Below are 23,799 nucleotides of genomic sequence, written 5' to 3' on the forward strand. Positions count from 1 at the left end.
CTACCGCTTCTGCTGGATCCGCCCGAAGGCCCCGGAGGCCGCGCCCCTCGCCACGCCCACGGCGTGTCCGAGGGCGAGGGCCAGGCCGACGTCCCGCGTGCGGAGCACCGAGAGCGCCGCGTTGGTGGCCAGGCTCTCGTCGGAGTAGGCCACGGGCACGAGGCGGTCGAACAGCGGGTCCGAGAAGACCTGCGACACCCAGTCCCTGCGCCCGGCGGCGTCGAGGCTCGAGCGCGGGTCGCAGGCCCGCATGAGCGCGGACACGATGTAGCGGCCGTACAGCACGCCCACGAGGCGGCGCGTCTCCGTGCCGTCGAGGCCGTGCTCGCAGAGGTAGCGGTAGAGCCTGGCCACACGGCGGCGGTGGATGTCGTAGTAGGTGTCGTCCCATCGCGACGTGAGCGACCCGCTCGGCCGCTTGAAGTAGCGGTACGCGGCGCACGGGACCACGGCCACGCGGCGGGCCCGCTCGAACATCTCGATGGAGAAGAAGAAGTCCTCGGAGAGGCTCGTGCCCTCCTCGAAGCGCAGGTCCCCCACGAGGTTCATGCGAAAGAACTTGCAGTTGACGTAGCCGACGAGGGTCTTGACCTCGAGGGGGAGCACGGCGCGGGCCACGGCCGGGCCCTCGAGGCGCGCCCCGTCGGGAACGATGGGCCGCTCCCGCTCGACGGCGCCGTCGGCGCGCTCGTAGACCTCGGTCAGACCCTCGACGACGATGTCGGGGTCGAAGGCGGCCACGGCGTCCGCGGCGGCGGGAAGGAAGTCGCGCCCCACGGTGTCGTCCGGGTCCGGGAAGGCGACGTAGCACCCCCGGGCGGCCTCGAGGCCGGTGTTGCGGGCGCCGGAGAGCCCGCGGTTCTCCCCGTGGCGCACCACGCGCACGCGGGGGTCGTCCCCCGCGGCGGCCAGGGCCGCGTCGAGGGAGCCGTCCGGCGAGGCGTCGTCGACGAGGACGAGCTCGAAGTCGTCGAACGGCTGGGCGAGCACCGCCGTCACGGCGCGGGCCACGGTGGCCTCCACGCCGTAGAGGCACATGACGAGCGAGAAGAGGGGCCTCTCCCCCGCCGCCGCCATCAGGAGCTCCCGAGTGCCTTGTAGGCGTCGCAGACCTCCTGGCACGGGCCGATCATGCGCTGCTGGCCCTTCTCGATCCAACAGACGCGGTCGCAGATGCGCTCCACGAGCTCGATGGAGTGGCTCACGAGGAGCACGGTGACGTTGTTGGACTCCACGAGCTCCTGGATGCGGCGCTCGCACTTCTGCTGGAAGAGGAAATCCCCCACGGAGAGGGTCTCGTCGACGATGAGGATGTCGGGCTCCGTGATCGTGGCGATGGCGAAGGCGATGCGGGCCACCATGCCGCTGGAGTAGTTCTTGAGCGGCATGTCCATGAAGTCGCGAAGCTCGGCGAAGTCGACGATCTCGTCGAGGTGGGAGTCGATGAACTCGCGGGTGTAGCCGAGGAGCGCGCCGTTGAGGTAGATGTTCTCGCGGGCCGTGAGGTCCATGTCGAAGCCCGCGCCGAGCTCGATAAGCGGGGCGATGGAGCCCGTCACGGCCACGTGGCCCTCGCTGGCCTCGAGGACCCCGGCGATGACCTTGAGCATGGTGGACTTGCCCGAGCCGTTGGTGCCCACGAGGCCGAAGGCCTCACCCTTGCGCACCTGGAAGCTGATGTGGTTGAGGGCGCGGAACTCCTTGAAGAACAGCTCGCGGCGGACGAGGGAGATGAAGTACTCCTTAAGGGAGTTGAGCTGCTCGGAGGCCATGTTGAAGACCACCGAGACGTCGTCGACGTCGATGCAGACGGGCGCATCCGCGACGATGTCGGCGTGGTCGTCGCCGAACAGGTGGTCGAAGCCCTCGGAGGGCGTTTGGGTGGCGTTCAAGGCTGCTCCTAGATGTACAGGATGAACTTGTGCTCGTTCTTACGGAACACGAGGTACCCAACGGCCAGGGCGATGAGGGCCATGACGAGGCACGCCGCGTTGGCCCGGAGGCTCGGGGCCTGCTGGTAGAGCAGGAAGGTCCTGAAGTAGTCGATGTACTGGTACATGGGGTTGAAACGCATGAGGTGCTGGAGGTACTCCGGCAGGATGTCCATGGTGTAGAAGATGGGTGTGAGATAGGTCCACGCCGTGAGGACGACCGACCAGAGGTGGATGACGTCGCGGAAGAACACGGCGAGCGTGGCCAGGAAGAGTCCGAGGCCGATGCAGAAGAGCAGGATGTAGGTCAGGAACGGGACGATGAACAGGATGTTCCAGGAAAGCGGGATCCGCGCCCACACCATGACGAAGGCAACGGCGATGAGCGAGAGGCCGAAGTTCACGAGGGAGAACAGCACCTTCTGCACGGGGAAGACGATGCGGTTGATCTTCACCTTCTTGAGCAGCGGCGCGGCGTTGATGATGGACCACATGCCGTCGTTGGTGGCCGCGCTCATGAGGCTGAAGGTGATGTTGCCGATGATGAGGTAGACGGGGTAGATCTCGGGCGGCATGTTGGCGCCGCGCATGAAGTGCGTGAACACGACGCTCATGACGACCATCATGAGCAGTGGGTTGAGGACCGACCACGCCACGCCGAGGACGCTCCGGCGGTACTTGAGCTTGAAGTCCTTGCTCACCAGCTCGCGTAGGATGGACCAGTCGCGTTTGATGCCCGTGTTCCACGTGGCGACGGCCTTGGCGCCGTCCGTGGAGACCTTGGTCTGCTTTGACACGCTACTCCTTCGGGGAAGGTGGGAAACCGCAGCTCAAAGGCCCGAATGGACCTCTGCGTGCGAGAATGACTCTAACACAGGTTCACAGGGGGCCACACAAGCCATAGAGGCACGGTTCCGCACCATGAAAAAAGGCCCCTCGCGGGACCTTGGAGATATCTGGCTCCTCGGGTAGGGCTCGAACCTACAACAGCGCGGTTAACAGCCGCGTGCTCTACCATTGAGCTACCGAGGAATCGGGTGCGCCTTGGCACGAGCAAAGAATATACGCGCACTCCGCCGCGGGCGCAAGGGCGAATCCGGAAAAACCGGGCGCGAAAACGATCCGTAACGGGAGACGCCCCGGCACCTCCCGCCTTCTGGGACGCGAGGTGCCGGGGCGCACGATGCGAAGATGGTTCCCACCTGCGGTTTTTCCGGACCTTACTCCTCCATGTAGTCCTTGAGCTTGCCGGAGCGGCTGGGGTGGCGGAGCTTGGCCAGGGTCTTGGACTCGATCTGACGGATGCGTTCTCTGGTGACGCCGAACTCGCGGCCCACCTCCTCGAGGGTCCGGGGATGACCGTCCTCGAGGCCGAAGCGCAGCTTGATGACCTTGCGCTCGCGGTCCGCGAGGCCGTCGAGCACCTGCTCGAGCTGCTCACGGAGCATGGAGTCGCTGGCCGCCTCGGGGGGCGCCACGGCGCCGGCGTCCTCGATGAAGTCGCCGAGCTGGGAGTCCTCCTCCTCGCCGATGGGGGTCTCGAGGGAGACGGGCTCCTGGCTGATCTTCTGGATCTCGCGCACGCGCTCCGCGCTCATGCCCATCTCGGCGCCGATCTCTTCCGGGGTGGGGTCGCGGCCGAGGTCCTGGAGCAGGGTGCGCTGGATGCGCACGAGCTTGTTGATGGTCTCGACCATGTGCACCGGAATGCGGATGGTGCGGGCCTGGTCGGCGATGGCGCGGGTGATGGCCTGGCGGATCCACCAGGTGGCGTAGGTGGAGAACTTGAAGCCCTTGGTGTAGTCGAACTTCTCGACGGCGCGGATGAGGCCGAGGTTGCCCTCCTGGATCAGGTCGAGGAAGAGCATGCCGCGGCCCACGTAGCGCTTGGCGATGGAGACGACGAGACGCAGGTTGGCGCTGATGAGCTGCTGCTTGGCCTCGAGCCCCATCTGCTCGATGCGCATGAGGCGGCGCTGCTCGGCGCGGGTGAGGTCGAGCTCGCCGGCCGAGAAGGCCTCGAGCTTCTCGGTGGCCTCGGTGCCGGCCTCGATCTTCATGGCCAGGTGCACCTCGTCGGCGGCGGAGAGGAGGTCGACCTTGCCGATCTCCTTGAGGTACATGCGCACCGGGTCGCCGGTGAGCATGATGGCCGAGGAGTCGGTGCGGCGCTTCTTGGTGCGGCGCTTGCGCTTGGCCGGGGCCTTGGGCTCCTTCACGGCCACGGGCTTGGCGTCGTCGTCGACGGGCGAGTCGTCATCCTCGTCGTCGTGGACCTTGTCGATGTCGGAGTCGATGTCCTCGTCGTCGAGGTCTTCCTCCACCACAACGCCGTCGGGCACGGTCTCGGCCTCGGAGACGATCTCGACGCCGCCGGAGCGGAGCGCCGTGTAGAGGTCGTTGAGCTCGGCATCGTCGACGTCGATGTCGCTCAGGGCCACCTGGATGTCGTCCTCGGAGACGCTGCCGCCCGATTTCTTGGAGGCCTTCACCAGGCCTGCACGGACCGACTCGAGCTCGTCGGAGAGAACGGGGCTTTTCTGGGATTTCTTGGCTGCCAATGGTCTCCCTTCGCATGGGCATACTGTGCAATAGTCTACCCGAACGCCTGAGTGACCACGGGAACTACAAGCTAGTGACTGCCGGCGAGGGACTCCTTGAGGGCGGCCTCGCGGGCCCCGAGGTCCACGACCTCCTGCATGAGGGAGCGCACGTCGTCGTCGGGGCCCGGCGAGGCGAGGCGCGCCTGGAGGGCGCGGGACCTCCTCCTCAGCGAGAAGAGCTCCACGTTGTCCACGAGGAAGGCGGCCTTGGACTCCGCGGGGGCGCTCGACACGACGTCGATGGAGGCGCCGGAGAGCAGCGCCGGCGCCTCGGGGACGGCCTCGGTGGCCGCCCGGGCGGCGTCGGCGGGCGTGCTCCCGGGCGGCAGCCCGAGGACGGCCCACGCCACGGCCTCGTGGCGGGGGTCGGACCACGTGGTCGAGGCGATGCGGGCGGCCTGCTCGCCGAACGCGCCGGGATGGGCGACCATGGCGCCGAGGAGCTCGCGCTCCGCCCGGGCCTCGAGGTCCGAGGCGGGATCGCGCACAGGCTCCCCCCAGCTCGACCAGGGTCCCTCCCCCGCCCCGGGTTCCGGCTCGGGCTCGTAGACGTCCCGGTAGCGGTCGTACGCGTCGGGGGGCGCGGCCGGGGCCTGCGCCTGCCTCCGGCCGCGGGCGCCGTCGTCGTCCTGGGGGACCTCGGCGGCCCGGATGCGGCGCAGGGCCTCCTCGGGGCTCGTCCCCAGGGCGTCGGCCACGCGCCGGGCGTAGCCGTCGATGAGGATGGAGTCCTTGAGCGGGGCGAGGATGGAGGCCACGTCCTCCATGGCGCGCACGCGCCGCCCGGGGCCCATGGACCCGGCGCCGTCGAGGTGGCGCTCGAGCACGACGTCGATGAGCGGCCGGGCCTCGGCCAGGCGGTCGCGCAGGGCGTCGGCGCCGTGGGCGGCCACGTACTCCGCGGGGTCGGCGTCGTCGGGCAGCGTGACGCAGAGGAGGTCGGCCTCGGTCTTGTCCACGAACCGCACGGTCTTGTCCGCCGCCCGCTGGCCGGCGGCGTCGCCGTCGAGCATGACTACGACGCGCTTGGACTTGAGGCGGTTGATGAGCTTGATGTGGTCGAGCGTGAGGGCGGTGCCCAGGACGGCGGCCACGTTGGTGAAGCCTGCCTCGTGGAGCGCGATGGTGTCGGTGTAGCCCTCGACGACGACGAGCTCCCCCGTGGCCACCGCCGACTCCTTGGCGCGGTCGAAGGCGAAGAGGTGCTTGGACTTGTGCCACACGGGCGAGTCCTTGGAGTTGATGTACTTGGGCTTGGCGTCGCCCATGATGCGGCCGCCCATGCCGATGGCGCGGCCGGCCTCGTCGTGGATGGGGAACATCACGCGGTCGTAGAAGCGGTCGGCCAGGCGCCCCGACCGCTGGACGGCGAGGTCGGCGGCCAGCATCTCCTGGGAGGTGAACCCGAGCGAGCCGAGATGGCGCACGAGCTCGCCGTGGCCGGGGGCGTAGCCGAGGCCCCACCGCCGGCACACGGCCGAGCCCATGCCGCGGCCGGCGCAGTAGGCGCGGGCGGCGTCCTGGGCCTTGCCGCGGACGCGCAGGAGCTGGTTGGCGTAGAAGTCCTCGGCCGCCTGGAGGCAGAGGTGCAGCCGGTTCCGGGCCGGACCCCTCCGGGCCTGGCCCGTCTCGTGGAGCTCGATGCCCGCACGGTCGGCCAGGTACCGGATGGAGTCAGGGAAGTCGAGTCCCTCGCGCTTCTGGACGTAGTTGAAGACGTCACCGCCCTCGCCGCAACCGAAGCAGTACCAGAAGCCGGTGTCCGCCTTGACGTGAAACGACGGCGACTTCTCGTGGTGGAAGGGGCAGCAGCCCCAGAAGTCCCCCGACGAGCGCTCGCGCAGCTGGACGGTCTCCCCCACCAGGGACACGAAATCGGTGGCCTCGCGCACGCGCTCGCGCTCGTCGTCGCCGATCATGCCCCTCCTTCCCGGGGGTCCCGTCAGCGGGGGCCCTCCAACCTAACCGGCGCCTCCCCGAGGCGGCGGCGCACCTGCTCGATGTTGCCGAGGACGACGGACCTGAGGTCCCCGACGTCCCCGAACCTCCGCGACGCCCTGAGCTCCTCGGTGAGCATGACCTCTACGGCGGCGCCGTAGAGGTCGCCGGAGAAGCCCACGAGCGCGCACTCGAGTAAGGGGCCGGAGGCGCCCTCCCCGCCGTCGGCGAAGGTGGGCGGCAGCCCGGCGTTGACGGCGGCAGGCCACGCGAGGCCGTCGACGACGACGTAGCCGCCGAAGACGCCCGAGGCCGGAGCCACCGACCCCGCGGGGCACACCACGTTGGCCGTGGGGAAGCCGAAGGACGTGCCCTCGCCCCGGCCGTGGACGACCGTCCCGTGGGAGAAATGATACCGCGTGAGGAGCCTGCGGGCCTCCTGCACGTCGCCCGCGGCCACGTCCCGCCGGATGCGGGTGGCGCTCACCGGCGAGCCGTCGAGGGCCAGGAGCCGGTGGCCGAAGACGTCGACGCCGGCCCCCGCGCCCCACGCCGCGAGGCGGGCGACGGTGCCCTCGCCGCCGGCCCCGAGCCTGAAGCCCTCGCCGACGTGCACCGAGGCGAGGCCGAGGGTCGCGGCGAGCCCGTCCATGAAACGACGGTAGTCGAGCGAGGCCACGGCGGCCGTGAAGTCGAGGACGAGGATTCCGTCGACGCCGGTGGACCAGAGCATACGGAGGCGGTCGTCGCGGGAGAGGAGCGCAGGCTGGGGCTCCGGCCCGAGGATGCCGGAGGGGTCCGGGTCGAACGTGACGGCCACGAGCGGCAGCCCTCGGGAGGCGGCGTCCCGCCGGGCGCGGTCCAGGAGCTGGCGGTGGCCGGCGTGCATGCCGTCGAAGGCTCCGATGGCCGCGACGCACGGGGAGCCGGGGCACCCGTGGAGCACGCCGCCGTCGACGGGGACGCCCCGGGGCACGACGACGCCCCACGCGAGGGAGCGGGCGAGCTCGCCGGCGTCAGCGGAGCCCACCGCGCACCCCCTCTACGCCCTTGACGAGGTTCATCTTGGAGGCGAGGGAGCGGCCCCGGCGCTCCCACACGCCGTGGAGACGTCCGCCGTGCACGAGGGCGACCTCTTCGGCGTCGGTGGCGGCGGCCAGCCGCCTCCCGCACGCCGCGTCGGCGAGCTCCCGGTCGGAGAGCTCGCGCACCGGGAGGCCGAGGACCGCCGCGGGGTCGAGCGCCCGCGCACGGACGGCGTCGACGCCGCCGGCAGCGAGCTCCTCGAGGGTGAGGCAGTCGGCGAGGCCCACGGGGCCGGACGCCGTGCGGCGCAGGGAGCAGACGTGGGCCCAGCAGCCTACGTCGCGGCCGAGGTCGCGCGCTATGGAGCGGATGTAGCAGCCCTTGGAGACCTCGAGGGAGACGTCCCAGGAGACCACGCCGTCGTAGAGGGAGGTGCCGAGCAGCTCGGCCCGGAGGATGGAGACGGGCCTGGGGTCGAGCTCCACGGCCTCCCCCGCCCGCGCCGCGGCGTAGGAGCGCCGGCCGTCCTTGGACACGGCGGAGAAGGCCGGCGGCACCTGCATGGCGTCGCCGGGCATGGAGGCCACGACCGCGGCGGCCACCACGGGGTCGGCGAGGCGTGCCGGCGCCTTGGCCACGCGGACCGGCGCCCCCTCGGCGTCGTCGGTCGTGGTCTCGCAGCCGAACCGGAACGTGGACTTGTAGGCCTTGGTCGCAAGCGTAAGGATGCCGAGGAGGCGCGTGGCCTGCCCGACGCCCAGGACGAGGACGCCCGAGGCGTCGGGGTCCAGGGTCCCGCCGTGGCCCACCCTGCGCTCGTGGAGGGCGCGGCGGCAGGCGTCCACGACGTCGTGGCTCGTCATGCCCCGGGGCTTGTCCACGGCGAACAGGCAGTCCACCGCGCTCTCCCGGCGCCTCACCGGGCGCCCCCGCAGGGCGGGCAGCCCGAGACGACCTCCCTGAGGAGCGGGAACACCTGGGCGAACACGTCGTCGATGGTGCCGTCGGCGGAGAAGCCGGCGGCCGCACGGTGCCCGCCGCCGCCCATGGCCCTCGCCACGGCGGAGACGTCCACGTCGCCCTTGGCCCGCAGGTTGCCGCGCACGACGCCCGGGGTCGGCGACTCCTTGAGGAAGAGCGCGGCCTCGGCGCCCCGGATGGAGCGCACGCTGTCGATGAGGCCGTCGCACTCGTCGTCCTCGGCCCCGGTGTGGGCGAGGTCGGCCCGGGTGGCGTAGCTGTAGGCGATGCGACCGCAGTCGAGGGTGACGATGCGGCCCATGACGATGGACTCGAGGTGGAGGTACGGGAGCCTGAAGCTCTGGTAGACATTGAGGGAGACCCACGACGGGTCGGCGCCGGCGTCCACGAGGAGCGACGCCACCTTGAACGCCTCGGGGTCGGCGTTCTGGTACTGGAACCGGCCGGTGTCGGTCTGCACGGCGCAGAAGAGGTCGTTGGCCATGGCGGGCGTGAGCTCCACGCCCGCGAAGAGCGCGAACTCCGTCACGAGGACACCGGTCGCCGCGGCCTCCGTCCGTGTGAGGTGCGGCGTGCCGAAGGGCTCGTCGGCCGGGTGGTGGTCGATGACGGCGACGGCCCGCGATCGCTCCATGACCGCCCGGGCGTGGTTGAGCCGGGAGGGCGTGGGGAGGTCGAGGGCGATGAAGAGGTCGGGGTCGCCCCTGTAGGCCGAGGCGGCCACGAACGTGTCGGAGCCCGGCAGGAACCGGTAGGTCGAGGGCACGGGGCCGTCGTCGGCCAGCAGGCAGGTGACCTCCCGACCCTCGCCCCAGCGGGCGCGGACGACCTCGGCCATGGCGAGCACGGACCCCACGGCGTCGCCGTCGGGCCTCGTGTGTGCGCAGAGGACGATGGTCCGGGCCCCCTCGACGAGGGCCGCGATCGAGGCGAAGTCCCTGCGCTGGGCCTCGCCGATGGCGACTGGACAGGCCATGGCCAAGCCTCAGCCCCTCTCGTCGCCGGGCTCGCCCGCGCCCTCGGGCGCCACGGGGTAGCCGTCCTCGTCCTTCTCCACGGAAAGGGTGGGCGGCACGTTCTCGAGGGCGCGGGTGATGCGCTCGGCCTCGTCGGTGGAGGTGTCGATGCGAAAGTCAAGCTCGGGCGTCACGCGCCAGCCGAGCGCGCGGCCCAGGAGTGAGCGGATGCGGCCGCGGGCGCGGGTGAGGGCCGCGAGGACGTCCTCGTAGCGGTCCGCGTCGCAGGAGACGTAGGCGCGCAGGAAGCTCTTGTCGATGGAGACCTCGCAGCCCGTGAGGGTCAGCTGCTGGAGCGCGGGGTCGCTCACGTCGAACAGGAGGATGTGGGCGAGCTTCTCGCGCGCCTGCTCGTTGATGCGCCGGGAGTTCTTGTTCTGTTTCATGGTCAGCCTCCTTGAGGGTCGATGCGCGGGGCCCCGCCAGTGGCAAGGGGCCCCGCGCATCGGTCCCGGGCGATACGGCCGGCGGCAGCCTACTCGGTGCGGGCCACCTGGACGATCTTGTAGCCCTCGATGAGGTCGCCGGGATGGATGTCCTGGTAGTTCTCGAGGCCGATGCCGCACTCGTAACCGGCCTTGACGCTCTTGACGTCGTCCTTGTAGCGGCGCAGGGAGGCCATCTTGCCGTCGAAGACCACGATGCCGTTGCGGGTGAGGCGCACGGAGTCGTCGCGCGAGATCTCGCCCTCGGTCACCATGCAGCCGGCGGCGATGCCGACCTTGGGCACCTTGAAGGTGTCACGGACCTCGGCGACGCCGGTCTGGACCTCCTCCTCCGTGGGCTTGAGCATGCCCACACGGGCGGCGTCGATGTCCTCGATGGCCTTATAGATGACCTGGTAGCACTTGATCTGGACATTGTCGCGCTCGGCCGCGGCGCGGGCCTTGGCCTCCGGGCGCACGCCGAAGCCGATGATGATGGCGTTGGAGGCGTCGGCGAGGATGACGTCGGTCTCGGAGATGGCACCCACGGCGCTGTGGATGATGTTGATGCGGACCTCGGACTGGTCCATCTTGCCCAAGGCGTCGGAGAGGGCCTCGATGGAGCCCTGGACGTCGGCCTTGACCACGAGGTTGAGCTCCTTGACCTCGGCGTCCTCCATGGTGTCGAAGAGGTTCTCGAGGGTGACGTGCTTGACCTTGTTCTGCTCCTCGATACGGGCCTTGAGGGAGCGGGACTCGGCGAGGTCGCGGGCGTCGCGCTCGTCCTGGAAGACGCGGAACTCGTCGCCGGCGGCGGGCACCGAGGACAGGCCCAGGATCTCCACCGGGTCGGACGGGCCGGCCTCGGTGACGGGCTGGCCGTTCTGGCCGAGCATGGCGCGGACGCGGCCGTAGCTCATGCCGGCGACCAGGGCGTCGCCCACGTGGAGGGTGCCGCGGTTGACCAGCAGCGTGGCCACCGAGCCGCGGCCGCGGTCGAGCTTGGCCTCGAGGACGTAGCCGGAGGCGAAGGTGTTGGGGTTGGCCTTGAGCTCGAGGACGTCGGCTTGGAGCAGGATGGTCTCGAGCAGCTCGTCGATGCCCATGTTCTTCTTGGCGGAGATGTTGACGAACATGTTCTCGCCGCCCCACTCCTCGGGGATGACGCCGTACTCGGTGAGCTCCTGGCGCACGCGGTCGGGGTTGGCGTCGTCGCGGTCGATCTTGTTGACGGCCACGACGATGGGCACGCCGGCGGCCTTGGCGTGGTTGATCGACTCGATGGTCTGGGGCATGACGCCGTCGTCGGCGGCCACGACCAGGACCACGATGTCGGTCACCTTGGCGCCGCGGGCGCGCATGGCGGTGAAGGTCTCATGGCCGGGGGTGTCGACGAAGGTGATGGTGCGGCCGTTGATCTTCACCTGGGAGGCGCCGATGTGCTGGGTGATGCCGCCGGCCTCGCCCTCGGCCACGCCGGTGTGGCGGATGGCGTCGAGGGTGGAGGTCTTGCCGTGGTCGACGTGGCCCATGACGGTGACCACGGGGGCGCGCGGCAGGAGGTCGGCCGGGTCGTCGTAGAACGTGAAGGAGTTCTCCTCCTCCTTGGTCATGACCTTGACCTCGCGGCCCAGGTCGTCGGCCACGAGCTCGATGAGCTCGTCGGACATCGACTGGGTCATGGTGAGCGGGGTGCCGAGCAGGAAGAGGCGCTTGACGATGTCGGAGGCCGGGATGTCGAGGAGGTCGGCGAGCTCGGCCACGGTGGCGCCCTGCGGCACCTTCACGACGTCGAGCTTGGAGATGTCCTGGTCGTTGGCCAGGGCCTCCTGGATGGCCTGCTCCTTGGCCGCCTGGGCGGCCTGGGCCTTCCTGTGCTCCTTGCGCTTCTTGCGGCGGCCGGTGGACTCGCGGCTGGCCTCCTCGACGGAGGCGCGGGCGTCCTCGAGGACGCGCTCGCGGTTGTACTCCTCGGCGGAGCGGGCCATGCGGCTGTAGCGGTCCTCGTCGGGGCCCTCGTGGCCGTGGTGGCGCTTGTTGTGCCGGTTGGAGGCCGCGGCCTTCTCCGGCGAGGGGGCCACGTCCATGGCGGCCGGCCCGCGACGGTCCTGACGGCCGCCGCCGCGGCGCTCCTGGGGGCGCGAGGCGCGCTTGGCCTTGTCCTCCTCGCGGCGCTTGGCCTCCTCCTCCTTCTTCTGCTTGAGCACCTCCTCCTGCTGGGCGATCTGCTCCAGCAGGCTGGTGAACTTGGGCATGCTCTTGGGCGCGGTGTCCTTCACGCGGTTGCGCTCGGCCTCCTCGGCGCGGCGGCGCTCCTCCTCGGCGGCCTTGGCCTCCTCGGCGGCGCGGCGGGCCTCCTCCTCGGCGCGGCGGCGCTCCTCCTCGGCGCGCTCGCGCTGGCGGCGCTCCTCGACCTCGCGGCGGGCGGCCTCCTCGGCGGCGCGGCGGGCCTCCTCCTCTGCCCTACGGGCGGCCTCCTCGGCCTCCTGGGCGGCGCGGAGCTCCTCCTCGCGGGCCTTGAGCTGGGGGGCGAGCTTCTTGCGCACCATGGAGACGTAGGCGTCCTCCAGGGCCGACGACGCGGACTTCGCCGGAATCTTCATGTCCTTGAGATGGGAGAGCATCTCCTTGCTCGTGATGCCGAACTCCTTGGCGAGTTCGCTGACGCGCGTCTTTGCCATGCAACCTAACCTTCCTGGAACCTGAACGACGGGGACCTGATGCGCCTTAGATCAGGGAATCGGGGTCATCGGACGTGTCGATCGCGTCGTACTCGCGGTCGAGGAGGCTCTCCCCCTCCGCGGCGGCCTCGTGGACGCCGCAGTACTTGGAGCCGGGCCGGGCCATGTTGCGGCACTGCGTCCCATTCTCGGAGACGTGGGCGCAACGCGTGGCGGGCTGCTCCTGGTCCTGATCGATGAGGTCCTCGGCGGCCTCGGCCTTCTTGCGCATCTTCGCGATGAGGTCGCGGGCGATCCCCTCGCTCTTGATGTCGATATGGTAACCGGTGAGGCGCGCGGCGAGCCGGGCGTTCTGGCCCTCCTTGCCGATGGCCAGGGAGAGCTGGTCGTCGGGCACGATCACCGTGGCGTAGGTGTGCTCGGGGTCGACGATGACGCGGGTCACCTTGGCGGGCGACAGGGCGTTGGCCACGCGCTTGGCGGGGTCGTCGCTCCAGAGCACGACGTCGACGCGCTCGCCGCGGAGCTCGGAGACCACGGTGCGCACGCGGCTGCCCTTGGGGCCGACACAGGCGCCCACGGGGTCGAGACGGTCGTCCAGGGAGCTCACGGCCACCTTGGAGCGACGGCCGGGCTCGCGGGCGATGGACTCGATCTCCACCACGCCGTCGTAGATCTCGGGGACCTCGAGCTCGAAGAGGCGGCGGAGCAGGTCGGGGTGGGAGCGGGAGACCACGATGGAGGGGCGGGAGAACTCGCCGCGGACGGGCTGGATGCGGGCCTGCGGGTCGCGGACCTCGATGATGAGGGCCTTGATGCGGTCGCCGTGGCGGTAGCGCTCGCCGGCGGGGCGCTCGTTGCGCTCCTGGCGCTCCTCGTTGTTCTTGCGGAGGTCGAAGTGCGGGAGCTCGGCCTCGATGCCCTCGCGGATCTTGATGATGGTGAAGTCGGGGACCGACTGGATGACGGTGCCGGTGATGATGTCACCGACGCGCTCCGAGAACTCCTCGTAGATCATCTGGCGGGCGGCGTTGCGGGTGATGGCCGCGATCTCGCTCTTGGCGTGGAGGGCGGCGATGCGGGAGATGCCGGGGTCGTCTACGGCCTCCTCGCGGAACTCGGTGTACTCGCCGGTCTCGGGGTCGGGCTCGCCCTCGGGGACCAGACGGTAGAGAAAGAACCGGCCCGATGTGCGGTCGATGGTGACCTTGGCGCCGTCGGGGAAGCGGTCGGGGTCGAGGTCGGCGTAGCTCTTGGCGAGCGACTGCTCGAGGCGGTCGAGCAGGTAGAGCTCGTCGATGTGCTTCTCATGGCAGAGCGCCATGAGGGCCTCCATCATCTCGTTGTTCTTCTCGTTGTCGTGGGTGGCGGCCATCTGCGGCACCCCTTCCTCTTGTGGGTGGCTGGGAAAACGGGCGTTGGCTCCGGGGAGCCCGCGCCCTAGAAGACGGGCCTCAGCTTGGCCGACTGGACGTCGGCGAGGGGCAGGGCGTGGGTACCGTCGTCGCACTCCACGACGACGTCGTCGCCCTGGAGGCCCATGAGGGTGCCGGTGAAGGTGCGGCGACCCCCGTGGCCCGCCATGCGCACCTGCACGGGTTCGCCGACGAAGCGCTCGAAGTCGGCAGGGCGGCGCAGGGGCCGGTCGAGGCCCGGCGAGGAGACCTCGAGGGTGTAGGAGCCCGGGAAGGGGTCGAGCGCCTCGACGACGTCGCCGACCCACCCGTTGTGGGAGGCCACCTCGTCGAGGGAGACGGGCTCGCCGGGCTCGGCCCGGTCGACGCGAACCCGGACGACGGGCGCCTTGGACGCACCGGCCACCTCGACGTCGACGATGTCCGCCCCGTGGGCGGCAGCCTCGGCCTCGAGGGCCTCCAGAAGCCGCGACCTGATGTCCTTGACAGCCATGGCCCACCTTCCCAAAAAAAGGAAGCGGGGCGACGAACGCTCCCACTTCCCGATTGAACTGCATGTTTACGGTGCCCAGTATGGCATGGGGCGCCGACGACCGTCAAGTCTCCACAATCGAGGGTCAGGACTCCACCCGGTAGGCCGGGACATCGGTCTGGGGGTCGTAGAACGTCAGGAGCCGGCCCTCGTCGTCGAAGGTCATGGTGATCGTGTGGAGGTCGTCGGACGTCACGCCTTGGTAGCCGTCGCCCAGGGACGTCCAGTCCCAGTGCACCGACACGCGGGCCTCCGCCGAGGAGCCGTCGTCGGACACGTCGATGGAGGCGGAGCTCACCGACCGCGGCAGCGACTGGATCCGCGCGTCCACGCCCTCGTGGCCGCCGGCCGCCTTGACCATGCCGTACCAGACCTCGTGGGCGCCCTTGCCGGCGAAGGGCGACTCGGGCGAGAGCAGCGCGGAGAGCGCGGAGCCGATGGAGTCACCGGGGGACACCGCGTCGTACACGGCCGCCACCGCCTGCTCCGCAGTGGCCTGGGAGAGGCTCTTGCGCTGGGACACCACGCCGATCCTCACCTTGTCGCCAGGCTTGACGGCGGTACCGGCCGCCGGGTCCACCGAGACGACGGTGCCCACGGCCTTGCCGTCCTCGTGGGGGACGCTCTCCACCTCGTAGCCGAGGCCGGCCTCGGAGAGGGCCGCGACGGCCTCCTGGCGGGTCTTGCCCATGACGTCGGGCACGCGCGGCAGCCTGGTCACGTAGAGGGTGACGGTGGTGTCGCCCACCACCTCGCGCCCCGCCTCGAGCGACGCCCCCTGGACCCGGCCGTCCTCGCCGTCCCCCGTGCGCTCCTCCACGGCGTAGGGGATGGCCGCCCCGTCGAGGGCCGCCTCCGCCTCCTCGAGCCCCATGCCGGCGACGTCGGGCATCGTGCGCGCCGTGGCCACCTGGAGCCGGGCGGTGCCGGAGCCCCCCTCGGGGACGTCGGCCGAGACGACGATGCCGGCGGAGGCGTCCTTGGTGGCCACGTCCTCGCGATCCACGTCGTAGCCGAGGGCCTTGAGCTCCTTCTCGGCGCGCTCGTAGCGCCAGCCCACGACGTCGGGCACCCGACTGAGGGTCCCCTGGGCCCACCGCACCATCCAGACGACGCCGACGCAGAACACGGCCACGATCAGGACGGCGAGGGCGAGCTGGACCCTGTGGCGGCCACGGTCCTTGGTGCTCCCCTTCCCGATGCCCGTGAGCCCCTCGACGGAGCGGCGGGAGGCGCCGGCGTCCCGGGACCCGGAGACGAGGGCCGGGTCGCGGAGGTTGGCCCCGCAGTCGGGGCAGCGCGCGGGGAGCAGGTCGCTTCCAAGGTCCTTACCGCATTGGGGGCACTTCATGGGGGACCTCCTGACGGCCCCTCCCCCGGTCCCATGGTCCCGGGGGCGGCCGGTGTTCGCCGATATCTTTCAGCCAATATATCGAATTTGCGCGGTTCCGGGAAATTCGGGGGCGCCGCGCATGGGCAGAGGGAACGAAAAAGGGCCCGTCCCGATGGGACGGGCCCTGCGGCCTGCTACCTGGCGACGACGTTCACCAGCTTGCCGGGGACGACGACCACCTTGACGACGTCCTTGCCCTCCAGCTGGGGAGCCACGGCCTCGAGCGCTGCGCGCTCGAGCTCCTCGCGGGGCGCGTCGGGCGCCACCTGGATGCGGGCGCGGATCTTGCCGAGCACCTGGACGACGATCTCGACGGTGTCCTCGCGGGTGAGGTCGGCGTCGAACGTGGGCCACGGCTCGTCGTACATGGAGCCCTCCATGCCGAGGGCCTCGGAGGCGAGCTCGTCGGCCCAATGGGGGCAGACGGGCGAGAGCATGGCCACGAGGTCGTGGGCGTAGCGGGCCATGAGGGCGCCGTCGCGCTCCCCGGAGGCCGTGGCGGCGAGGTAGGCGTTGCCGGCGTTCACGAGCTCCATGAGCGCCGAGATGGCGGTGTTGTACTGCCTACGCCCGTAGTCGTCGGTGCACTTGATGCCCAGGCGGTGCACGGCGCGCAGGAGCTTCCTGCCCTCGTCGTCGAGCGCGTCCATGGAGGGCTCGGCGCCCGGCGTCGCGGAGCATGAGGCCTCCCACACGCTCTTCCACGCGCGCTTGAGGAAGCGGTTGCAGCCGGCCACGGCCTGGGGGTCCCAGTCGAAGTCCTTCTCCGGCGGCGCGATGAACAGGATGGCGAGGCGCATGGTGTCGGCTCCGTAGGGCTCGATGACGCTCGCAGGCGCCACGACGTTGCCCTTGGACTTGGACATGACCTCGCCGTTCTCGTCCTTGACCATGCCCTGGCAGAGCAGGTCGGTGAAGGGCTCGTCGCACGAGACCATGCCGAGGTCGCGCATGACCTTGGTCCAGAAGCGCGAGTAGAGCAGGTGCAGGATGGCGTGCTCGATGCCGCCGATGTAGTTGTCCACGGGCATCCAGCGGTCGGCCGCCGCGCGGCCCACGGGCTCGTGGTCGTTGTGCGGGTCGCAGTAGCGCAGGTAGTACCAGCTGGAGTCCGTGAAGGTGTCCATGGTGTCGGTCTCGCGGCGGGCCGGGGCGCCGCACACGGGGCACGTGGTCTCGTAGAACTCGGGGCACTCGGCCAGGGTCTCCCCCGCCGCGAGGTCCAGGCCCTCGGGCAGCGTCACGGGCAGCTGGTCCTCAGGCACGGGCACGATGCCGCAGTGCTCGCAGTGGACGGCCGGGATGGGGTTGCCCCAGTACCGCTGGCGGCTGATGAGCCAGTCGCGCAGGCGGAAGTTCACGGCCTCGCGGGCGAGCCCGCGCCCTGCGAGCAGGTCGACGACGGCCTTGGCGGCCTCGGAGCGCTTGCCGCCGCGCATGCCCGTGATCGGGCCGGACTGCACCATGACGCCCTCGGCGTCCATGGCGTGGTCCCAGGGCACGTCGGTCACCACGAGGTCCTCCTGGCCGGAGAGCCCGTCGAAGAGAGGGTCGTCCTCCTGGAGGATGATCGGCGGGACGGGCAGGCCGTACTTGCGGGCGAACTGGAAGTCGCGCTCGTCGCCGCAGGGGACGCCCATGACGGCGCCGGTGCCGTAGTCGGTGATGACGTAGTCGGCCACCCAGATGGGCAGGAGCCGACCGTTGACCGGGTTCACCATGTAGCGGCCCGTGAAGGCGCCGTGCTTCTCCACCTCGCTGGACTGGCGGTCCACCGCGCTCGTGGCCTCGGCGATGTCGATGACCTCCTGCACGGCCCCCTCGTACTCCGTGCCGTCCACGAGCTCGTGGACCAGCGGGTACTCGGGTGCGAGCAGGAAGAAGCTGGCGCCGAAGAGCGTGTCGGGGCGCGTGGTGAACACCGTGATCTTGAGGTCGGTGGGCTCGCCGGAGGCGTCGGCCAGGGCGAAGTCGATCTCGGCACCCTCGGACTTGCCGATCCAGTTGCGCTGCATCTGCCTCACGCGCTCGGGCCAGCGGTCGAGGCGGTCGATGTCGTCGAGGAGCTCCTCGGCGTAGTCGGTGATCTTGAGGTACCACTGGGTGAGCTCGCGGCGCTCGGGCACGGTGCCGCAGCGCCAGCAGCGCCCCTCGGTGACCTGCTCGTTGGCGAGCACGGTGTTGCAGGTGGGGCACCAGTTGACCGGCGACGTGCGGCGGTCGACGAGGCCCTTCTCCCACATCTTGAGGAAGAGGTATTGGCCCCAGCGGTAGTAGGAGGGGTCGCAGGTCCTCACCATGCGGTCGTAGTCGTAGGAGAAGCCCATGCGGCGCATGGTGGCCACGGCCTGGTCGATGTTGCCGTAGGTCCACTTGGCGGGCTGCGTGCGGTGCTTGATGGCGGCGTTCTCCGCAGGGAGGCCGAAGGCGTCGAACCCGATGGGGTGCAGGACGTCGAAGCCCTGCATGTGGGCCTGGCGCGCCATGGCGTCGCCGATGGTGTAGTTGCGGGCGTGGCCCATGTGGAGGTCGCCCGAGGGGTACGGGAACATCTCGAGGACGTACTTCTTGGGACGGCCGTCGTCGGCGGCGCGGAAGAGGCCCCGCTCCTCCCAGACGCGTTGCCACTTCTCCTCGATGGCGCCCGCGTCGTAGACGGGGACGCGCCCTTCGTGCTCGCTGTGGTCGCCCATGGAAGACTCCTTCTCGGTGACGGCCCCCACAGGGGCCGGATCGCTCATGCTCATGGGATTCTAGCAAATGGCGTCGGCCGCCCAGGCAGCCAGCCCCCCGCGCGGAGAAAGGGGGCGGCCGGGCCGATGGCCGACCGCCCCCCCTCTGCAGGAACCGCCGGGTCCCCTCCCCTAGCGCCTCCTTTTCAGGACGAGGGCGAGGCAGAGGGTGCCGGCCGTGGCCGCGCCCGCGAGCGCCGGCACCATGGAGGCGACGTCGGAGGTGGCGGGCAGCAGGGTCCCGGGATGCCCGGAGCCCGTGGCGGGCAGGGTGGATGCGCCTGGGGCGCCGCCGGAGACGCCGTCGTCCGACGGGAGAACGCCGCCGGAAGCGCCGACGCCGTCGGGGTAGGCCGGATCCGGGTTGGAGACGGGGGACCTGCCGGCAAGCCACGCGTCCCAACCGTCCGACGGCACGAAGGGCTCCCCGCCCGCGGGGCGTTGGGCGCCCGGGGCCACCGTGTCGAGGTCGACGTCGGCGGGGGCGGTGCCGAACGCGTCGGCCACATTGCCCACGTCGGCGCCCACGGCCCCGTCGGTGACGGTCACGTCGAAGACGAGGGTGGCCGCGGCGGGCCCGTGCAGGTCGCCGGCGGTCACGGCGAGGCGGCGGGTGGCGGGGTCGTAGGCGTCGTCGGGCACCTCGCGGCGGACCCCGTCGGGGCCGGTGATCGAGGTGGAGCCCGCCACGGGCTCGAGGCCCACGGGGAGCCTGTCGGCCACGACCACGTCGTACCAGGCGGTCTGTGCGGCGACGTTCTCCACCTTGACGGCGTAGCGCACCGTGTCGCCCACCCGGGTGGTGCCGTCGTCCCTGCTCAGGTTGTCGGCGGTCTTGGTGACGCGCACGTCGGCCTCGGCCCCGTCGCCGGGGAGCCGGGGGCTGGCCGGCAGCACGGGGGGCATGTCGGGGTCGCTCGCCGGGGGCGTGGAGACGAGCTCGTCCTCCAGGTCGGACCAGGGGGCGCCGGGCACGAAGGGTGTGCCGGGCACGGGGTCGGGGACAGGGTCCTGGGGCCCGTCGGGGTCGTCGGGGTCGGGGTGCTCGCGCTCCCACTCGTCGGTGGGCGTCTCGCCCAGGGTGGAGCCGGTGACGGGCGGGGCGGAGGGGTCGGAGCCGTCGGGAGAGACCGACACCACCTCGACGTCGAAGGTCAGGCGGGCGCTCTCGCCGCCGTAGAGGTCGCCGGCGTTGACGGCGACGATGCCGGTCTCGGGGTCGTAGGCGCCGTTGGGCACCTCGTAGACGGTGCCGCCGGCATCGGTGAGGCGGATGGTCCCCGCCTTGGGCCTCATGCCCTCGGGGAGGGTCACCTTGATCACGGCGTTCGCCAGCTTCGAGTCGGGCGCCCGGTTGGTGGAGGTGGCCGTCACGCGGAACACGTCGCCCACGAGGATGCGGTCGTCGTCGTGCTCCTCGCGGTGCTCGACATGCCCCACCTCGACCGTGGTGAGGATGTCGGCGGCCACGGGGTCCTTGGGCAGGACGGGGGTGGGCTCGGGCACCGACGGCTTCCCGGGCTCGGGGTCGCCCCCGCCGACGACCACGACGTTCTCCTCGGGGAGCGGCGCGACAGGCACCGCCTCCTCGCCGGGGTCGAGGTCGGCCTCGTCCTTGCCGTAGCCACCGCCGCCACCGGGCAGGTTGGAGATCTCGGGGAGCCTGCCGTCGTCGCCCGGCCTGTCCCCGAGGCCCTTGTCGATCCCCACCGTGGCGCGGAAGCGCACCGAGGTGGACTGGCCGCCGTAGACGGTGCCCACCCCCTTGGTGAGCGTGGGCCTCTGGTAGGTGAAGTGCGCCGGGTCGACGTCGGACCAGGTCAGGGCGTCCCAGTCGAAGCCCTCGTAGAAAGCGTCGGAACCGAGGTCGGTGCTCTTGTCGGTTCGCGTGGGGTAGTTGGGGCAGATCTGCACCGAGTCGTTGTCGAACTCTAGCCTCTCGTCGATGGCATCGGTGAGCTCGGCGGCCTGCCAGGCGGAGCCGGGGGTGAGGTTGAGGCCGGTCACCGTGTACTCGATGACGTCGCCGGGGCGCGGGGGCGTGTGGGCGCGTCCGACCGACGCCAGGGGCGCGGGGAGGGCGGAGTCGGCGGCGCCCAGGGCGCGGACCATGAGCCTGGCCACAGGGGCGAGGCCCTCGCCCTCGGAGGCGGTGAGGTTTCGCCAGGTGAGGCGGATCTGGACGTGGGGCACGATGCCAGGGTCGGGCCGCACGTTGACGGTGATGATGTACTTGATGCCGGTATAGAGGGCGTTGGCCCCCTGCTCCAAGACGATCGTCGACGTGCCGCAGCTGTTGACGCGCACCTGGAGCCTGCCGTCGTCGAGGACCGGCTTTCCGTCCTCGCCGCACACCAGGTCGGCCACGGCCCCGTTGGAGACCGAGAAGGAGCCCGGCGCGGAAGAGGTCGAGGTGAGGGCGAGTCCGAAGAAGTCCTCCACCTCGGCGTCCTCACTGTGGAAGTCGCCGTAGTTGACGGTGACCGTCTTGCGGACCACCTGGAGCCTCCCGGTGGGGTTGTCGGGGTCGGGCGTCCCGGGGTCGGGGTCCTTGCCGTCCTCCACCTCGACCTTGTCCGGGTCGTCGGGGCTCACGGTGCCCTCCGGCTTCACCGGGACGATGGTGGTGGGCCTGGTGGCCTCGTTCTCGGGGTTGGCCTCGGTGCCCTCCACATAGTTCTTGTCGGGGATGTAGCGCACGGTGACGTCGTGGCTGTTGCCGGACGATCCGTCGAGCACGTCCAGGGCGCCGTCGAGGCGCGTCGGGTCGAGGTAGTAGACCACCTGGGTCTCCCAGCGGCCAGACTCGCCGGCCACGGCCGCGGGGGTGTTGGCCGAGGCGTCGGTGGCGCCCTCCTTGATCGCGATGGAGGAGCCGGGAGAGGCCTTCATGGCCTCCTCGGTGAGCGGCACCGCCTCGCCCACGGGCTTGCCGTCGATGAGCACCTGGAACGACCCGGTGGGGGCTTTGCAGGTCACGGCGGTCCCCTTGGCGCTGCGCAAGGTGAAGGCCAGGCGGAGGCGGTTGCCGGGCTCGGTGTCGGTCTCCTTCACCAGCTCGTAGCTGCCGTCGTCGGCCAGGCGCACCCAGGCGGTCCCGTCGGCCTCGGAGATCTTGACCACCGCCGGCACCGGCGTCACGCTCGACCAGCCGGTGATGCGGTGGCCCCAGTAGTTCTCCATGAAGCCCGGTTGTTCGGCGAACTGCTTGGAGATGAGCTGAAAGCGGAAGGTGCCGGTGTCGGCAGGCATCTTCCCGTCGTGGATCACGGAGCTCCCAGGCAGTGGGCTGCCCCCCTCGCCGTCGTAGGCCTGATAGCTCACCTCGAGCTTGGTGGGGTCCGTGAGCAGCTTGCCGTTGGTCTCGAAGGGCGTGGTGTCGATGGGCTTCTCATCAGAGACCGTGAGGGTCTCGAAGGGCAGGCCGTCGTAGGCCTTCTGAAGCCCGGAGAAGTACTCCTTCTGCTCGTCGGTGAGCTTGTCGACGTCGATGTCGATGTAGCGCTTGAGGGTGGAGCCCTGGGAGCCGCCCACCTCCTCGACGTACATGGGCTCGATGTCGTGCTCGACGCCGTCGTTGTCGAGGTAGGACATGGTGACCGTCACGTTCTTGCCCGTGGCGGTGGCCGGCAGCCACAGATAGAGCCTTCCGTCGTTGAGGTAGGAGGGCGACCCGTAAGCCTGGACCTGGTTGTCGACCTCGAGCTTCCACTTGGTCACCGGCACGGTCTTGTTCTCGGACTCGTCGAACTCGCTCGAGAGGTTGATGGTAAGCATCTGCACCTTGTCGGTGTCGGGCAAGGAGCCGCCCAAGGCCTCGACGTCGTCCCAGCTCTCCACCCCCTGGGTGTTGAAGGCGGTGTCGCCGATGCCCTGGAACATGGGCGAGTAGGTGCCGTCGGTGCGGTTCTCGACCATGACGGAGCCGCCGGTGACGATGGTGTAGCCCTGGGCCGCGCCCACGGCGTACATGGTGGGGTTGGTGGAGGTCTTGTTGCCCACCGAGGTGATGACGGTGCCACCGGTCACCTTGATGATGTGGTTCAGGTTGGACGCCGGGCCGTGGGCGCAGCACTGGCCGATGGCGTTGCCGTGGTACGCGGCGATGGCGTTGACGAAGCCACCGTTGATGTAGATGTCGCCGGCCACGGTGAAGTAGGCGTTGTACCCGCCGCTCTGCAGCGCGCCGCCGTCGAAGGCGGACCCCCTCACAGGCACGTCGAAGAACGTGTAGCCGTAGGAGTAGATGTTCTCCGCCTTGTTAGCCGGGACCACGATGGCATCCGCCTTGGCGGTGCACCCGTGGTGGCCGGTCATGTCGTGGTAGCCGAAGCCGGCGCCGATGGCGGTGCCGCAGGAGCCTCCCTGGGCGGTGATGCGGCCGCCGTTGAAGATGGTCACGGTGCCGGAGCCGGCCGAGCCGCCACCGATGGCGGACCCGTTGGCATAGCTCCAGTTGCTGCTGTTGAACGGCAGGGGCTTCGCCGAGACGATGCCGCCGTTGAAGACCATGGTGCCAGCGTTCTCCTTGGGCCCGGAACCGATGCCTGCGGAGTGGCCGCCACCCTGCACGGTGAGGGTGCCGGGATGGGACGACTCGAGACGGGTCAGGGGGTCGTCCGTCTTGAGCTCGGTGCCGTCCAGGAGCGTGACGTCGGCCGCCACCTTGCCGTCGGCCGGGGTGACGATGTCGGAGAGGTCGAACTTGGAACCGCCGGCGCGGACGTTGGTGCGGGCGTCGTCGACGATCAGCACCGAGCCCCAACCGCAACGGATGGCCGGCCAGCCGTTGGCCCCCGTAACGGTGTTGACCAGGGAGTTGGAGGAGCCGTCGGCCAGGGTCAGGTGCAGGGTGGTCTTGTCGACGATGTCGGCGGCGTTGCGGACCTTGACCCCGTCGCCGTCCTCGTCGGAGTTGGTGACCAGGTTGATGGGAGAGCGGGCGGCAGTGGAGATGTTCACCCCGGCAAGGGTGAGGTCCGCCTTGACCCCCGCGTCGATGTCGATGGTGTGGGCGGTGCCCGTCTTGCCTGCGGCCATGGAGACGGTGAGGGGCGTGGAGGCACAGAAAAGCCCCCTGAGACGAGAGGTCCCAGGGGGCTAGCGGGGCTGGGCTGCGAGCCGGA

At 70.4% G+C, this 23,799-nt stretch carries 15 protein-coding genes and 1 tRNA gene; all 16 read right to left on the reverse strand.

Features of this window, described 5'->3' with window-relative positions; translation table 11 throughout:
• Positions 1-1,077, reverse strand: coding sequence for a glycosyltransferase family 2 protein (locus OR600_RS05000; protein ID WP_265590776.1), 1,077 nt, complete (start codon positions 1,075-1,077; stop codon positions 1-3).
• On the reverse strand, positions 1,077-1,892 hold the full coding sequence (locus tag OR600_RS05005) for an ABC transporter ATP-binding protein (RefSeq protein ID WP_204406579.1): 816 nt from the start codon (positions 1,890-1,892) through the stop codon (positions 1,077-1,079). Before OR600_RS05005 ends, OR600_RS05000 begins: the two co-directional genes overlap by 1 nt.
• An 8-nt stretch (positions 1,893-1,900) precedes the next feature.
• A complete protein-coding gene (locus tag OR600_RS05010) occupies positions 1,901-2,728 on the reverse strand; it encodes an ABC transporter permease (RefSeq protein WP_204406578.1) in 828 nt (275 codons plus the stop codon).
• A gap of 160 nt (positions 2,729-2,888) precedes the next feature.
• Positions 2,889-2,963: transfer RNA gene (locus tag OR600_RS05015), tRNA-Asn, on the reverse strand.
• Between the two features lie 188 nt (positions 2,964-3,151).
• Positions 3,152-4,492, reverse strand: coding sequence for an RNA polymerase sigma factor RpoD (gene rpoD / locus OR600_RS05020; RefSeq protein ID WP_135977367.1), 1,341 nt, complete (start codon positions 4,490-4,492; stop codon positions 3,152-3,154).
• Between the two features lie 71 nt (positions 4,493-4,563).
• The gene (dnaG, locus tag OR600_RS05025; RefSeq protein ID WP_265590777.1) at positions 4,564-6,453 is read right to left on the reverse strand and encodes a DNA primase; all 1,890 of its coding nucleotides are present in this window, start codon (positions 6,451-6,453) and stop codon (positions 4,564-4,566) included.
• 23 nt (positions 6,454-6,476) lie between these two features.
• Positions 6,477-7,502, reverse strand: coding sequence for a bifunctional riboflavin kinase/FMN adenylyltransferase (gene ribF, locus OR600_RS05030; RefSeq protein WP_135977365.1), 1,026 nt, complete (start codon positions 7,500-7,502; stop codon positions 6,477-6,479).
• Positions 7,489-8,397, reverse strand: coding sequence for a tRNA pseudouridine(55) synthase TruB (truB, locus tag OR600_RS05035; protein ID WP_204407723.1), 909 nt, complete (start codon positions 8,395-8,397; stop codon positions 7,489-7,491). Before truB ends, ribF begins: the two co-directional genes overlap by 14 nt.
• Positions 8,398-8,414: 17 nt before the next feature.
• Positions 8,415-9,455: a DHH family phosphoesterase gene (locus tag OR600_RS05040; RefSeq protein WP_135977363.1), complete on the reverse strand. Its 1,041-nt coding sequence runs from the start codon at positions 9,453-9,455 to the stop codon at positions 8,415-8,417.
• A 9-nt stretch (positions 9,456-9,464) separates the two neighbouring features.
• A complete protein-coding gene (gene rbfA, locus OR600_RS05045) occupies positions 9,465-9,881 on the reverse strand; it encodes a 30S ribosome-binding factor RbfA (protein ID WP_135977362.1) in 417 nt (138 codons plus the stop codon).
• An 89-nt stretch (positions 9,882-9,970) separates the two neighbouring features.
• Entirely contained in the window at positions 9,971-12,601 is a 2,631-nt protein-coding gene (infB, locus tag OR600_RS05050; protein WP_135977361.1) for a translation initiation factor IF-2, read from the reverse strand.
• A 46-nt stretch (positions 12,602-12,647) separates the two neighbouring features.
• On the reverse strand, positions 12,648-13,976 hold the full coding sequence (nusA, locus tag OR600_RS05055; protein ID WP_135977360.1) for a transcription termination factor NusA: 1,329 nt from the start codon (positions 13,974-13,976) through the stop codon (positions 12,648-12,650).
• A 65-nt stretch (positions 13,977-14,041) separates the two neighbouring features.
• Positions 14,042-14,509 carry a ribosome maturation factor RimP gene (gene rimP / locus OR600_RS05060; protein WP_135977359.1) on the reverse strand — a complete coding sequence of 156 codons (468 nt, stop codon included), beginning with the start codon at positions 14,507-14,509 and terminating at the stop codon, positions 14,042-14,044.
• 124 nt (positions 14,510-14,633) lie between these two features.
• A complete protein-coding gene (locus OR600_RS05065; protein WP_265590778.1) occupies positions 14,634-15,899 on the reverse strand; it encodes a PASTA domain-containing protein in 1,266 nt (421 codons plus the stop codon).
• Positions 15,900-16,075: 176 nt separating this feature from the next.
• Positions 16,076-18,634, reverse strand: a complete 2,559-nt coding sequence (gene leuS / locus OR600_RS05070) for a leucine--tRNA ligase (protein ID WP_265590779.1) — start codon at positions 18,632-18,634, stop codon at positions 16,076-16,078.
• Between the two features lie 171 nt (positions 18,635-18,805).
• Complete coding sequence (locus tag OR600_RS05075) at positions 18,806-23,713, reverse strand: hypothetical protein (protein ID WP_265590780.1); 4,908 nt, start codon at positions 23,711-23,713, stop codon at positions 18,806-18,808.
• Positions 23,714-23,799 lie beyond the last annotated feature (86 nt).

It is taken from the genome of Granulimonas faecalis, from assembly GCF_022834715.1.
Taxonomy (GTDB): domain Bacteria; phylum Actinomycetota; class Coriobacteriia; order Coriobacteriales; family Atopobiaceae; genus Granulimonas; species Granulimonas faecalis.